This window comes from Caldicellulosiruptor bescii DSM 6725, from assembly GCF_000022325.1.
In the GTDB taxonomy this organism is placed as follows: domain Bacteria; phylum Bacillota; class Thermoanaerobacteria; order Caldicellulosiruptorales; family Caldicellulosiruptoraceae; genus Caldicellulosiruptor; species Caldicellulosiruptor bescii.
The window spans coordinates 2,254,618-2,268,406 of the sequence record NC_012034.1; the positions used below are offsets into that span (position 1 = coordinate 2,254,618).

Below are 13,789 nucleotides of genomic sequence, written 5' to 3' on the forward strand. Positions count from 1 at the left end.
AACTTAAGGTATGATAAAAATATGTAAATATTCGAAAGAGGTGAAAATAAATAATACATGCTTTTTGATGTTTTCTTCCAAAAATATGTTGAGGTTTTATCTGGAAAAAAATATAATAACGGTTTGTTCTATGTTGAGTTTCTTGAAAAAGAAATAGAAAATACTCAGCTGGAAATTTACCAAAAAGTATATTATGGTTCTGTAAATAAAGTTTTAGGATATTACATTCCTGACAAGCAGATAGGTTTTTTAAGAATTAAAATTGAAGCAGTTTTGCAGTTAATGCTTGAAATTTTAAAACTTGTTTACCAAAATGGTTTCACAATAAGTTCAGAAAAAGAACTTGCCCAAGTTGTTTATATTATTTTAAAAACCATTTATTCTCGCTTCGAATTTTACCACTTCTGTGATGTTTTTGCCAGAATAAATAACTGTAGTCGAATATGGCAGAAAGAAGAAGCTTTTGCTATTGCTTATTCTTATAATTTGATTATGGAAGAGAAAAAGAGTATTAAATTTCTGAAAAGAATGAACAAAAATCTTTTTGAATTTTTAATTGACAAGCTGTTCAATTACAGACCTGTAGAAAGCAATTACGACTGGTATGGATATACTAACAAAAATACTTTTGACAGTGCTTTCAGAAATTATATATATAGTAACAATCCGCATGCAAAAACAGTTGCAGTTAATTTATTTTTCCCTGATTCCTTTTATGGTTTATGTGCTGGTATGAGAAGAAAACGAATAGAAATATGGAGCCCTAATGAAGTCTTTTTACTTGCTTGTAAAGAAATTAACAAAGCTTTGAAAGAATCCCCAGTGACCTTTGAAATTTCTTATTTGAATATGTTACTTAAAGAGTTTGCTCGTTCTTATCTGGGTGAAAACATGTTTAAATGGCAAGATGAAGGATTTATTATTGATAAAAAGAACGGTTATTTAATTATCGACCCTGCTTCGACTGCTCTTTATTTTCAACTTCCAATTGAGATATTTAACAAGGTTAAATATGATAGTTTCTGTTATGCGAGAGCAAGAGTAGACTTAAATAGTGAAGAAGTGAAAGACAGTAAATATCTTTATTTTGTATTTATGTTAATACGAAAAGCTTCCACTCTGCACTATATCAAAGTATTGTCACACAGTCTTTATGAAGCTGAAAAAAGGAAACATAAAAATAGAGAATAAGAAAATTATTTGCTTTTTGAAGTATTAATATTCTAATGTCCTGAATTTAACTTTATTGGTATAATTTAATATTGTTAAATGCCATTTTGTTTTGGCAATTAGAGGAAATTGACAGGTGTTAATAGTTAAACGAAATTAAAAACTTTGGACAATACCTCTGTTTCTTGAAAAGTAGTTTGCTGTTGATGTCATGTTTTTTTTCATTTTCGACACTTTAAGTTTTCAGGATTCAAAGTTTAGTAAATCCAAAAAATTGGTGCACAGAAAGTCTTATCTGTGCACCAAAATATTTTTATTTAAGTAAAGGGGGTCTTTCAGTTAAATATTTTTCCCTTTTTGCATTCTTTAATACATTAAAAAACCTCAAAAAGTAACAATTTAAAAAAGTTATGTCCTCCTTTTAGATTTCTCAGTTCCACATCCCTTCAAAACTTTAACACTATCTTCTATACCATCAACAAAAAGGAGGTATTATTATAGGTTTGCTACCTTGACAGGTTGTTCGAACAAACCTCTTTTTACCTCTGTAGTTGTCATGTGGCTAGCTTTGAGCATTTCTGTAATGTAATTGCATGCTTGCCATGGATCAACTCTTTCACCGCATGTAAATACATCAACTGCTGCATAGCCAAGCTCCGGCCATGTGTGGATTGTCAGGTGTGACTCTGAAATTACAACAACACCGCTTACACCCTGTGGTGAAAACTTGTGGAATGCTACCTCTCTTACCTCTGCACCTGCTTTTAATGCTGATTCTACCATTATTTTTTCAATCAATTCGCGGTTGTTGAGCACTTCCTTGTCACACCCGTAAAGCTCTGCTATTATGTGCCTGCCCAATGCGTGCATCTTCCCTACCTCCTTCTTGGAATTTACTCTTTTCAAGTAACAGAATTTATTTTAGCAAAATTTTTTCAAAAGTCAATATATTTTTTTAAAAAATATCATTTTCCTTTAAATTTTTAAATTAGCTCTCGTTTTCTTATTAAAATCTCTGTTTTTCTCTTTCTTATCCTATTATATGATTAAAATTTTAAAAATGAACGTTGAATACTTTTTCTATAGCCTGTGCAAAACCGCTATCATCACTCTTTGCAACAACAAAGTCAGCAGCTTCTTTTAGCTTTTCAACTGCATTTTCAACAGCAACACCTATCCCTGCATATTCAATCATTGAAATATCATTGTCACCATCACCAATTGCCATAACCTCTTCTCTTTTCAAACCGTAGTACTCGGTTAAAAACTTAAGAGCATTCCCCTTTGAAACATTGATATCTGTAAATTCCAAGAAGAAGGGTTTTGAAAACATTATGTTGAATTTCTTCGAAAAATCATCTGGAAGACTTTCTTTCAAATCTTTTAATCTTTCATGTTCATCAAAAAACAAAACCTTTGTGACAGGTCTGTCGATAAATTCAAGTAAATTTTTAACTATGTGGGGTTCAAGCTTTGTAAGATTTCTATAGTATTCAGTCTTTTCGTTCATAGCTTCAACATACCATACATTGTCAATGTAAATATGAACATGAATTCCTTCATCTTTTGCAAGCCTTACAAGTTCTTTTGCGTCCTCTGGCTTAATTTCGCAGCCATAAAGCTTTTTGTCATTTTTTGGGTCATAAACAAGTGCACCCTGGTATGTTATCATTGGGTAAAAATTTTGAAGGTCATATGCCACATTTTTAATAGAAGGGTATGGTCTTCCTGAAGCTAATATAAAAATAATATTGTTTTTCTTTAAAAACTCTATAGCGTTTAAATTTTTCTCAGTTATTGTTAAGTCTTTTGACAGCAACGTATCATCAAGGTCTGTTGCTACAAGTTTTATCATCTTTTAATTTCTCCTTTCTTTATTCATGAAAAAATACAAAAAACGGTTTGGATATTGAAACCTGAACATTGCTGTTCAAGATATCAACACCCAAACCCTTTTTGTTTTATAAAAACTTTTACTTTAAATGAACATACATTACATTTCCTGTCATAAGTTTTGGATAAAAGTATGTGGACTTTTGAGGCATTTTTTCGCCACTTAAAGATACATCTTTTAATTCCTCAACAAGGGTTGGATTCAAAATAAAACCGTATTTGGCGCCTTTGTTTACTGTTTCTATTAGTTCCTTATCAGACTTGGTATACTTTATATTTCTTTGATAAAGAATGTGCTCATCTGTAATTTCAAGTACTTTATTTAAAACAAGTTTTTGCAATATCACAACATCAAGATTTTTATAAGCTTTACTTCCCTCAATTTCTCTTAAGGAGTTTTCAGGTTCTTTTAAAGTTATTAGGTAAAAGTTATGGTTATATGTGTAAACCAAAAATGCATATTTCTTCTTTATTTCTAACTTCTCTTTTAATCTTTTGTAATCTCCTTGCTCAACCTCAAAATCTACTTTTAACTTTTCCACGAATATATCTTCTTCAATATCTGTTGAAAGAACAATCCTGTGTGTGGGTAAAATAACTATTCCCGGGTCTTCTAAGCTTGTAAGTGTAATCATTATGTAGTTATAATCTGCATCATCTCGTTTGCACTCTTTTTGTTCCATCTCTTTTTTGTATTCAAGGGCTGTTTCATACCTGTGGTGACCATCTGCAATAAATATCTTCTTATCATAAAAAAGCTGCCTCAATTTTTCAATTGTATCACTGTCAGATACAACCCACATTCTTTCAAATGTGCCAATACCATTGTAAGAAACATCTTCTTTTTTCGATTTTATTCTATCCAGAATCTCTTTAATTTCTTTTGTCTTATCTTCATAAAGCCCAAATATGCTGCTGATATTAGCATGTGTCTTTCGCATAAGCTCAAGTCTTTCTTGCTTAGGTTTTGAAAGTGTAAATTCATGAGGTATAACTATACCCTTTTCAAATTCAACAAGTTCAAGAACCACAATCAGTCCTGTGCGAACATATTTCTTTCCATCCACCTCAAATTCCTGTTCAAGAACATAAATGCAATCATTTGAGTCAAATTTTAAAATTCCCTGTTTTATCCAGTTATCCAAATATTCTTTTGCACGGGTAAACTTGTTATTTTCCTGGTTATCATTCTCATACTCTTTCCCAAACTCAATTCGGATTATGTTGTATTCACTTTTTCTGTAGAGTTCCTCTCTTTCCTCTTCAGAAATAATATCATAAGGAGGACATATGCACTTGTCAAGTTCAATTTCAGGCGAATATCTCAAACCTCTAAAACCTTTGATGTTAGCCATCCTTCTCCATAACCCTTTCTACTTTATATTTTCCATTTCCATACAAAAACCATATTACAGCTTTGCCATTGTTACTCTTAAAATACCATCCGTATTTTTTAACTTTTCTATAGCCTCATCAGGTAGCTCACCGTCTATCTCACATACCATAACAGCTTTCTCGCCTTTTTTGTTTCTGGACACTTGCATTGTAGCAATATTGATTCCATATTCACCGACAATTGTACCAATTTTCCCTATCATACCAGGTTTATCTATATTCTGAATAAGAAGCATATATTTTTCTGGCTTGAAATCAACCTTGTAGCCAAAGAAATCTATGATTCTACCCTCGTTGTTGTAAACCGTTCCAGAAAGTTCTAAAACTTTTTCACTGGTTGTAAACCTTGCGGTTATCATGTTCTTGAACTTTCCGCTCTCTTCTTTTTTGCTCTCAATAACTTCAATTCCCTGTTCTTTTGCCAAAAGCTGGGAATTTACATAGTTGACATTGTCCTGTACAGAAAATTCAAGATAGCCTTTTAAAAGTGCACGTGTGAGCCATGTTGTTGCTTTCTCATCTATCTGACCGCTGTACACAATTTCGATTTTATTGGCAAAAGCCCTTTCTGCCTGGATAAAAATCTTGCCCATTGCCTCAGCAAGCTCCAAATATGGCATAATCTCTTCAAGCTTTTCCTTTTCAAACGCAGGAAGATTGACAGCATTTTTAGCAATGCCGCCTTTTAACACCGCTGCAACCTCTTTCGCAACAGATACAGCCACATTTACCTGAGCTTCCTGTGTCGATGCTCCAAGATGAGGTGTTATTACCACATTGTCAAGTTCTAAAAGAGGGTTATGATATTCTTGCTTTTCAAGCTCAAAGTTTGGTTCTTTTTCAAGAACATCAAGTGCTGCTGCTGCCACTATACCCTCTTTTATCGCAATGTAAAGGTCATTTTCGTTTATAACACCGCCGCGCGCACAGTTTACAATTCTGACACCTTTTTTCATCTTTTTGAACTCTTTTTCTGAAATGAGGTTGTACGTCTCTTTTGTCTTTGGTGTGTGAATAGTAATTAAGTCAGACTCTTTCAAGAGAGTATCAAAGTCTACCTTTTCAACGCCATATTTTTTAAACTTTTCATCAGAAACGTATGGGTCGTATGCAATAACTCTCATCCCGCAAGCTTTGAGTCGCTCTGCAACAAGCGCTCCTATCTTGCCAAACCCGATTATTCCCGCTGTCTTTTCATAAAGCTCAACACCTTTGAATTTGTTTCTTCTAAAATCGCCCTGCTTGCAAGACATGTACGCCTGTGGGATGTACCTGAATATGCTAAATATAAGACCAATTGTGAGCTCGGCAGCTGCCATAATGTTGCCATCTGGAGCATTCACAACAATAATCCCCTGTTTTGTTGCTGCCTCTACATCCACATTGTCAATACCAACACCGGCTCTCGCAATCACTTTTAAGTTCTTGCCACATTTTATCATCTCTTCGTTTACTTTTGTTGCACTTCTGACAATTAAAGCATCATATTCACCAATTATATCGCAAATTTCTGGGTGAGATAGTCCTACCTTCTCATCCACTTCAATTCCTTCATTTTTTAAAATATCTATACCTTCCTTTGCGATTCTTTCAGTCACCAAGACCTTCATTTTATTTACCTTACCTCCTTAGCAATTTCCTGAAGGACTGCTTTTGTTGCCTCTCCAACCTCAAAGTTTTTGTATCCTACTTCTAAAAGCGCAAGTTCAAAGCACTCGATGGTCTTCAGAAGGTCAAACTCGTCAACATATCCCATGTGACCAATTCTTATAATCTTCCCTTTTAAAGTAGACTGTCCTCCTGTTACCATTATATCATATTTCTGATTCATTATCTTTCTTACCTTTTCTATATCCACACCCTCTGGTGACTTGATTGCAGTGATGACTGCAGATGAGTATTCTTTCTTTGGCAAAAGCTCTAAATTGAGTTTTTCAGCTGCAAGCTGGGTAAGATGCGCAAGACGGGTGTGACGTTTAAAATTGTTTTCAAGTCCATAATCTAAAATTAGTTTTAGTCCTGCATCAACAGCCCTGATTAAGGTAACAGCTGGCGTGAAAGGAGTGTCCTGGCTTTCTTTTAAAAGGTTGTCCTGATACTTTTTAAAGTCCCAGTAAAACTTTCTAAGTTTTGATGTTTTGTAAAACTCCCATGCTTTTTCTGATACAGAGACAAAAGCAAGTCCTGGAGGGGACATTAAGGCTTTCTGAGAGCCTGTAACAACAACGTCAACGCCCCATTCATCAGTCTTCAAATCAATTGCTCCAAGCGAGCTTACCGCATCAACAATTAAGATCTTGTCTGTATTCTTAAGATACCTTGCAAGCTTTTCAATAGGATTTGTAACACCTGTTGATGTCTCGTTGTGTGTTATAAATACACCTTTTATGTCTTTATTAGATTCAATAATTTCAATTACCTCATCAATATTTGCAACATCACCATAAGGATACTTCTTCTCAATTACATTTAGACTAAACGTCTTGCATATATTTATAAACCTATCCCCAAAGACCCCTACTGACACAACCAAAACGGTGTCGCCTTCAGAAAAGAAATTGACAGCGCTTGCTTCCATTGCACCAGTTCCTGATGCTGCAAATGTTAAAACATTGTTTTTTGTCTGGAACACCTTTTTTAAGTTTTCATTCACTCTTGAAAAGATTTCACCAAATTCTTTTGTGCGATGGTGAATAATCTGTTGTGACATGGCAGAGATAACCTCAGGTGGAAGCGGAGTTGGACCAGGTGTCATCAAAAGTTTTGGTTTTCTCATATTCTTTCTTCTACCCCTTTCAAACAAACTCAATTTGTTTTAAGTTGATTATATCTAATGCGTGTGACAATGTCAATAATTTGACAATCTTATTATTATACATTTTAAACATAAAAAAGCAGGATGTTTTTGTTTATTTATAACAACCCCTTGCAACAAATAATTGGTAATATAAACAAAAAGCCGGTAAGAAGCACCGGCTAAAACCTTCTTTATTGATATAATCTTTATTTATCTTTTTTGTCCTCATCATCTACTTCGTCTTCATACTCATCATCGTCTTCTTCATCGTCAAACTCTTCTTCAAGTTCGTCAAGATATATTATTTCGTTGCAGTTGGGGCATTCAATCTCATCCTCGTTTAAGTACTCGTCTTCTTCTAAATAAAATGTTACCTTGCAGTTTGGACAGGTCACTTCCACTAAGTCTTCGTCATCTTCATCATCATAGTAGTCATCATAATCCTCATCATAATTTTCATACACTTCATCTTCTAACTTTTCCAAATCCTCGTCAATTGAATCAACAACATCTTCAAGCTCTGCTTGCTTGACGTCAAGTTCGTTTATCGCATCTGCAAACTCGTCAAGCACATCAATGATACTCAGAAGAAGCCTTCCTTCTTTTGAATCCTCATTTATGCCCAGACCCTCTGCAAGCCCTCTTAAGTATGCAACCTTTTCATATAAATTTTCCATTAAAGTATCCTCCTACAATACAGAATAAACCTTATCTATACTTAATATTTACCCATTAAAATCACTTTATACACACAGCATATAATTGAAAAATGTCAAATCAATTACACTCGTGACAGATACTCTTCTGTTGATGTGTCAATCTTAATTTTATCGCCAACATTTATAAAAAGTGGAACCTGTATTACAGCGCCTGTTTCAACCTTCGCTGGTTTTGTTGCACCTGTTTGAGTATCACCTTTAAAGCCCGGTTCTGTATCAATTACCTCAAGCTCCACAAATCTTGGTGGTTCAACCCCAAATACAACTCCATTGTGAGAAAGAACTGTAACTGTCATATTTTCCTTTACAAACTTGAGTGCATCGCCAACCATCTCTTGATTTAGCGCAATTTGCTCGTATGTCTGTGTGTCCATGAAATAGTAAAGCTCACCGTCGTTGTAAAGGTACTGCATCTCTCTTCTTTCAATGTGAGCAAGAGGCATTCTCTCATCCGGTCTGAACGTCTTTTCAATCACAGCACCTGTCTTTATATTTTTAAGTTTTGTTCTAACAAAAGCTGCACCCTTGCCAGGTTTTACGTGTAAAAATTCAATTACCTGAAATATCTGACCATCATACTCTATTGTTAATCCTCTTCGAAAATCGCCTGCCTCAACCATCAGCTTCCCTCCGATTTAAAATTTTGCTCTTCTATTTTATCAAAAAAAACATATTTTTTTCAACCAAATTAACACTCTTTTACATCCTCTTTATCAACCTCATACACATCCAAAATCTTTCCTTTTGAAAGTGTTCCATACACCTTTTCAACCTTTGCATAGATGTACTTGCCAACAAGGTCAGATGCATCATCAAGCTCTATTCTATTCTGGTTTACATACCCAACCGCATTTTTTGGATTGAACCTGTCTTCCTCCTCAACAAACGCCAAAACTTCATCTCCTTCACAAAGCCAACCACACAACGCCATGTAATGGTCCTCATCCTTTACAGGGCATATGGTAAACTTATTTATGTGAATATTTGAAGAAGCTTTGATATAGATTTTCTTTTTGTACTTCTGCTCAAGTTCTTTTATCCTGTCAATTTCACCCTTTCTTAAAATCTCACATACTTTTGTGTGTATTTCAACAAAGAACTTGTCTTCTACCTTGTTTTTGCAATACCACTCAATCTCTTTCAAAACTTTAAACGCGACGCTCTCAGGAGATAAAATCTTACCTGTACCCTCACAGTAAGGACAGTTTGATTGCATAACACATGAAAGTCGTTGTCTTACCTTTTTTCTTGTCATCTCAACAAGCCCAAGAGGCGTTATGTCAACAACCACTGTTTTTGTCTTGTCTCTTTTGAGAGCCTCTTTCAAAGCATCTAAAACTATCTTCTGATGATCTGGATTTTTCATATCAATAAAGTCAATTATGATTATTCCGCCAATATCTCTGAGCCTTAGCTGCCTTGCAATCTCCTGTGCAGCTTCAAGATTTGTCTTTAAGATTGTTTCTGCAACATCAGTCTTGCCAACATACTTTCCTGTGTTGACGTCAATTACAGTCAATGCCTCTGTCTCATCTATTACTATATACCCACCACTTTTGAGCCACACTCTTTTTGATAAAGCTTTTGAAAGCTTTTGTTCTATCTGAAAATATTCGAATATATTTGTTGCAAGGTTAAAATACTCAACTTTACTCTTCAAGCTCGGGGCATAAGAGGATAAAAACTCTATTATCTTGTTATATTTTTTCCTATCGTTTATAACAAACCTGTCAACCTGATTAGTAAACATGTCTCTTACAGCTTTGAACACAAGGTCATAGTCTTTGTAAAGAAGAACAGGAGCGCTCTGACAGCTTTTCTGTCTTATTTTTTTCCACATATTCTTTAAAAACTCAAGTTCGCTTTTTAAAATCTCTTCGCTCTTGTTTTCTGCCGCAGTTCTGACAATCAAACCCATTCCCTCAGGTCTTATCCTGCAGGCTATCTCTTTAAGTCTCTGCCTTTCTTCTTCACTCTCAATCCTTTTTGAAACACCAACATATTCTGTGCATGGCAAAAGAACTAAGTACCTTCCTGGCAACGTTATGTTTGTGGTAACCCTTGGACCTTTCTGGTCATACCCTTCCTTTATTACCTGCACAACTATTTCCTGGCCACACCTTAGGGCAAGCGGATTTGTTTTTATTTCATAATACTCATCAGTATCTCCAAATTCAAGCCTGTTCACATCGCCAAGGTACAAAAAAGCATTTTTTTCCTGACCAATATTGACAAAAGCTGCATCCATACCAGGCAGGATGTTTTCAACAACCCCTTTGTAGATATTTCCTACTATGCTTTGACTGTCTTCCCTCTCGATGTAAATCTCGACAAGTTCTTTGTCTTCCAAAACAGCAACCCTTGTTTGGTTAAAACTTACATCAACTATAATCTCACTTTGCATTATATCACCCTTTTATAGTTAACTTTTACCCTTTCAACCTTTACAATCCTACATTCAATATTATACTCCTGACAAAATTCTCTTAATATATCTTCTGGTTTTATATAACTTCCATTCACAACATTTATATGAAAACTTATTTTTATATTCCCAGCCACTTTTTCATATTCATAGCTCAAAATAAAATCAGAAATTTTCTTTACTGTTACCTTGCCTTCCTTCTCTTTCTTTATAGCAGGACTTTTTTTCATAAACTCATCAAAGTACTTGCAAAATTCTTCCTCAGCTTCAACAAAACATTGATAATACATATCACTTACTTGTATTTTATCAGTAGCCAGCTCAACTTTCAACATTTTTAATCCTTCTGGCAAGATTTTATTGAGATTCTCAATGATACTGCTTTCAAGTTCATTCTCGCATTCAACTTCAAATATCTCTTCTTTCGAACAAAGTCCAACTGGCATTGGAAGAATAAAAACTATCTTTGGGTGAGGATTGAATCCTTGTGTGAACTTAAGCTTTATATTCAACCTTCTAAATAACCTTTCAAATAACCTTGTCATGTCAAGATGGGATATAAACGCTGCAGGCAAATCACGCGAAAAGTAAAACCTGTACCTATTTGCCAACACAAATTCCCCCTCGAAAAGAAGCTGCACCGCAACCTATGCATCTTTCAAAACACGAACTTGTGGTTTTTGCTTCATATGCCAAAAGACACTCTTTCTTTAAAAACTCCCTGGTCACACCTGTGTCGATAATGTCCCATGGCAAAACCTCGTTAAAGTTTCTTTTTCGGTCAGAGTAAAATTTCCAGTCTATATTTTCTGCCTCAAACGCTTTTTCCCATTTTGAAAAGTCAAAAAACTCGCCCCAGTCATCAAACTGACAGCCAAGCTCAACTGCTCTTTTAATTACCCTTGAAAGTTTTCTGTCTCCCCGTGAAAGTACCGCTTCAAGCTTGCTAAGATAAAAGTCATGCCAGCTGTACTCAACATCCTTTACTTTTTTGAGATTCTCCTTCAAATGTTTCATCTTTCTTTGCATGTTTTCAATGCTATCCTGCGCTTCCCACTGAAAGGGCGTGTGTGGTTTTGGCACAAAAAAGGATGTGGACACTGTTATTCTAACCTTCTTTTTAAGCCCAAGATCTTTGTATATCTCCCTTATATTCTTTGCTATTGTATATATCCCAAGAACATCTTCATCTTCTTCAAGAGGAAGGCCAAGCATAAAATAGAGTTTTATGTTCTGAAATCCTCTTTCAAACGCAAGCTTGACTGTAGAGTATATATCTTCTTCTTTTATATTTTTATTTATAACATCTCTTAGTCTCTGTGTTCCTGCCTCGGGTGCAAAGGTCAGTGTAGGTTTTCTTACCTTTTCAACTTCTTTTAAAAGGTCTAAAGATGTTGAGTCAAGCCTCAAGGATGGCAAAGAAATGTTTACCTTTTTGTCCTCTGCAAACTTCAAAATTTCCCTTGCAAGTTCATCTATATTCGGATAGTCACTTGTACTGAGGGATACAAGCGATATCTCATTACACCCACAATTTTCAACAAGTTCTTTTGCATACTGTAAAACCTTTTCTGCCTTTCTGAACCTAACAGGTCTGTATATTATACCTGCCTGGCAAAACCTGCACCCTCTTGCACAACCTCTGAAAATTTCCAAGGTTATTCTATCATGAACAACTTCTATAAGAGGTGTTATCATCTTTGTTGGAAAATAGCTTGTATCTAAATCTTTTACAATTCTCTTTTTTACTTTTGCTGGTACATTTTCTGATACAGGTACTATAGACTTTATAGTTCCATCGGTGTTATACTCTACATTGTAAAGTGAAGGAACGTAACATCCTTCAATAGCCGCACATTCATGTAAGAACTCTTCCTTTGTCATATTAGAAAATTTATATCTTTTATAAAGGTCAATAATCTCCAAAATGACCTCTTCGCCCTCACCAATTACAAACACATCTATAAACTCCCAAAGCGGTTCTGGATTATACGTGCATGGACCTCCTGCAATCACAATGGGCATACCTTTTTCTCTTTTTTGACTTTCAAGAGGAAGACCACCAAGTTCAAGCATCTTCAAAACATTTGTATAGCTCATTTCATATGAAAGAGAAAATCCTATTATGTCAAATCTATCAAGTTCAGTAAAAGTTTCAAGTGAAAATAGTTTTATTCCCTCTTTTTTCATCTTCTTCTGCATATCTACCCATGGCATAAAAGCTCTTTCGCAGTATACATCTTCTCTTTCATTCAAAAGATGATACAAAATTTTGAGACCCAAGTTAGACATACCAATCTCGTACACATCCGGAAAGCAAAATGCAAACCTTATATCTACCTTTTCAGGATCTTTTTTTACCATATTTATTTCGTTGCCGATATATCTTCCCGGTTTTTCAACATCATAGAGCAGTTTAAATACCTTGTCTTTTACAATCACTTTTGTCTTACACCTCTTCTTTATATTAAAAATACAATAAGCTACAGGCTACCCTGTAGCTGAAAAGCTTAAAATCTTAAATTTTATTATTCCTCAAAGAAAATAAACGCAAACGTCCCTGGTCCAACATATGTGCCTATTACACTACCTATTTGAGTTACTATAAGTTCTCCAGGCGAAAGTTCTTGTTTTATCATATTTATAAGTTCTTCAGCTTCACTTAAATCACCAGCATAACAAAAACCACAAACCTGATTTTTAAGGTCTAATCCTTTTTTGTTTACTTCTTCAATTATTCTTGGCAAAGCTCTTTTCATGCCCCTTACTTTGTCAAACGGCTCAACAACTCCATCAACTATGTGAAGTATAGGTTTTATGTTTAATATATTTCCTATCGTTGCTTTCGCAGGCGATATTCTTCCACCTTTTTTAAGATATTCTAAGGTTTCAACTGCAAAAATATGTCTTATAGTATTTGTTTTTTGTATTATCAATGAAGCTATATCTTTTGCTGGCATACCTTTCTCTGCTAACCTTTTAGCCAAAATAGCTAAAACTCCTGTACCAATCGATGCGCTTTTTCCATCAATAACAAAAATCTTTTGAGGATCTAACATATCCTTAGCCAAACAAGCAGAATTATAAGTCCCTGATAATTTTGAAGAAAGATGAATTGACACAACTTCATTACCATTTTCAATCTCTTGTTTAAATACATCCAAAAACTCTTCCGGACTTGGCTGAGACGTTCTTGGAAGAACTGTTGATGATGCTAATTTTTTGTAAAACATTTCAGGTGTAATTTCTACCCAGTCTTTATAAACTTCATCTTCAAAAAAAACTTTTAATGGTACCATTTTGATACCAAATTCATTTAGCATCTGAGGACTCAAATCGCATGTCGAATCTGTAACTATAGTAACACCCATCCAAAATCCCCCTTTTATA

General features: G+C 34.7%; 12 protein-coding genes. 1 reads left to right on the forward strand and 11 read right to left on the reverse strand.

The features are described from left to right. Window positions 1-57 precede the first annotated feature (57 nt). Window positions 58-1,191: a hypothetical protein gene (locus ATHE_RS10655; protein WP_014043029.1), complete on the forward strand. Its 1,134-nt coding sequence runs from the start codon at window positions 58-60 to the stop codon at window positions 1,189-1,191. 474 nt (window positions 1,192-1,665) lie between these two features. Here ATHE_RS10655 and speD read toward each other — a convergent pair whose 3' ends face one another. From speD to ATHE_RS10710, 11 genes are all read right to left on the reverse strand, one after another. Beyond that, a complete protein-coding gene (gene speD / locus ATHE_RS10660) occupies window positions 1,666-2,040 on the reverse strand; it encodes an adenosylmethionine decarboxylase (protein WP_011916845.1) in 375 nt (124 codons plus the stop codon). A gap of 184 nt (window positions 2,041-2,224) precedes the next feature. Next, window positions 2,225-3,025: a Cof-type HAD-IIB family hydrolase gene (locus ATHE_RS10665; RefSeq protein WP_015908468.1), complete on the reverse strand. Its 801-nt coding sequence runs from the start codon at window positions 3,023-3,025 to the stop codon at window positions 2,225-2,227. Window positions 3,026-3,143: 118 nt separating this feature from the next. After that, entirely contained in the window at window positions 3,144-4,418 is a 1,275-nt protein-coding gene (locus tag ATHE_RS10670) for a DUF1015 domain-containing protein (protein WP_015908469.1), read from the reverse strand. Between the two features lie 54 nt (window positions 4,419-4,472). Further along, a complete protein-coding gene (gene serA / locus ATHE_RS10675) occupies window positions 4,473-6,068 on the reverse strand; it encodes a phosphoglycerate dehydrogenase (RefSeq protein ID WP_015908470.1) in 1,596 nt (531 codons plus the stop codon). Between the two features lie 5 nt (window positions 6,069-6,073). Continuing rightward, a complete protein-coding gene (locus ATHE_RS10680; RefSeq protein WP_015908471.1) occupies window positions 6,074-7,234 on the reverse strand; it encodes a pyridoxal-phosphate-dependent aminotransferase family protein in 1,161 nt (386 codons plus the stop codon). Window positions 7,235-7,461: 227 nt separating this feature from the next. After that, complete coding sequence (locus ATHE_RS10685; protein ID WP_015908472.1) at window positions 7,462-7,932, reverse strand: CD1247 N-terminal domain-containing protein; 471 nt, start codon at window positions 7,930-7,932, stop codon at window positions 7,462-7,464. A 104-nt stretch (window positions 7,933-8,036) separates the two neighbouring features. Further along, window positions 8,037-8,594: an elongation factor P gene (efp, locus tag ATHE_RS10690; protein WP_013402574.1), complete on the reverse strand. Its 558-nt coding sequence runs from the start codon at window positions 8,592-8,594 to the stop codon at window positions 8,037-8,039. Between the two features lie 68 nt (window positions 8,595-8,662). Next, a complete protein-coding gene (locus tag ATHE_RS10695; protein ID WP_015908473.1) occupies window positions 8,663-10,378 on the reverse strand; it encodes an Rne/Rng family ribonuclease in 1,716 nt (571 codons plus the stop codon). Continuing rightward, a complete protein-coding gene (locus ATHE_RS10700) occupies window positions 10,378-11,013 on the reverse strand; it encodes a TIGR03936 family radical SAM-associated protein (protein ID WP_015908474.1) in 636 nt (211 codons plus the stop codon). The genes ATHE_RS10695 and ATHE_RS10700 overlap by 1 nt, the downstream gene beginning before the upstream one ends. Continuing rightward, window positions 11,000-12,841: a TIGR03960 family B12-binding radical SAM protein gene (locus ATHE_RS10705; protein WP_015908475.1), complete on the reverse strand. Its 1,842-nt coding sequence runs from the start codon at window positions 12,839-12,841 to the stop codon at window positions 11,000-11,002. Before ATHE_RS10705 ends, ATHE_RS10700 begins: the two co-directional genes overlap by 14 nt. A gap of 86 nt (window positions 12,842-12,927) precedes the next feature. Then, window positions 12,928-13,770 carry a DegV family protein gene (locus tag ATHE_RS10710; protein ID WP_015908476.1) on the reverse strand — a complete coding sequence of 281 codons (843 nt, stop codon included), beginning with the start codon at window positions 13,768-13,770 and terminating at the stop codon, window positions 12,928-12,930. Between the last annotated feature and the right edge of the window lie 19 nt (window positions 13,771-13,789).

Bases quoted from the DNA above. Each gene is read 5' to 3' on its own strand.
- ATHE_RS10655 (WP_014043029.1), top strand. From the start codon at position 58: ATGCTTTTTGATGTTTTCTTCCAAAAATATGTTGAGGTTTTATCTGGA.
- speD (WP_011916845.1), bottom strand. From the start codon at position 2,040: ATGCACGCATTGGGCAGGCACATAATAGCAGAGCTTTACGGGTGTGAC.
- ATHE_RS10665 (WP_015908468.1), bottom strand. From the start codon at position 3,025: ATGATAAAACTTGTAGCAACAGACCTTGATGATACGTTGCTGTCAAAA.
- ATHE_RS10670 (WP_015908469.1), bottom strand. From the start codon at position 4,418: ATGGCTAACATCAAAGGTTTTAGAGGTTTGAGATATTCGCCTGAAATT.
- serA (WP_015908470.1), bottom strand. From the start codon at position 6,068: ATGAAGGTCTTGGTGACTGAAAGAATCGCAAAGGAAGGTATAGATATT.
- ATHE_RS10680 (WP_015908471.1), bottom strand. From the start codon at position 7,234: ATGAGAAAACCAAAACTTTTGATGACACCTGGTCCAACTCCGCTTCCA.
- ATHE_RS10685 (WP_015908472.1), bottom strand. From the start codon at position 7,932: ATGGAAAATTTATATGAAAAGGTTGCATACTTAAGAGGGCTTGCAGAG.
- efp (WP_013402574.1), bottom strand. From the start codon at position 8,594: ATGGTTGAGGCAGGCGATTTTCGAAGAGGATTAACAATAGAGTATGAT.
- ATHE_RS10695 (WP_015908473.1), bottom strand. From the start codon at position 10,378: ATGCAAAGTGAGATTATAGTTGATGTAAGTTTTAACCAAACAAGGGTT.
- ATHE_RS10710 (WP_015908476.1), bottom strand. From the start codon at position 13,770: ATGGGTGTTACTATAGTTACAGATTCGACATGCGATTTGAGTCCTCAG.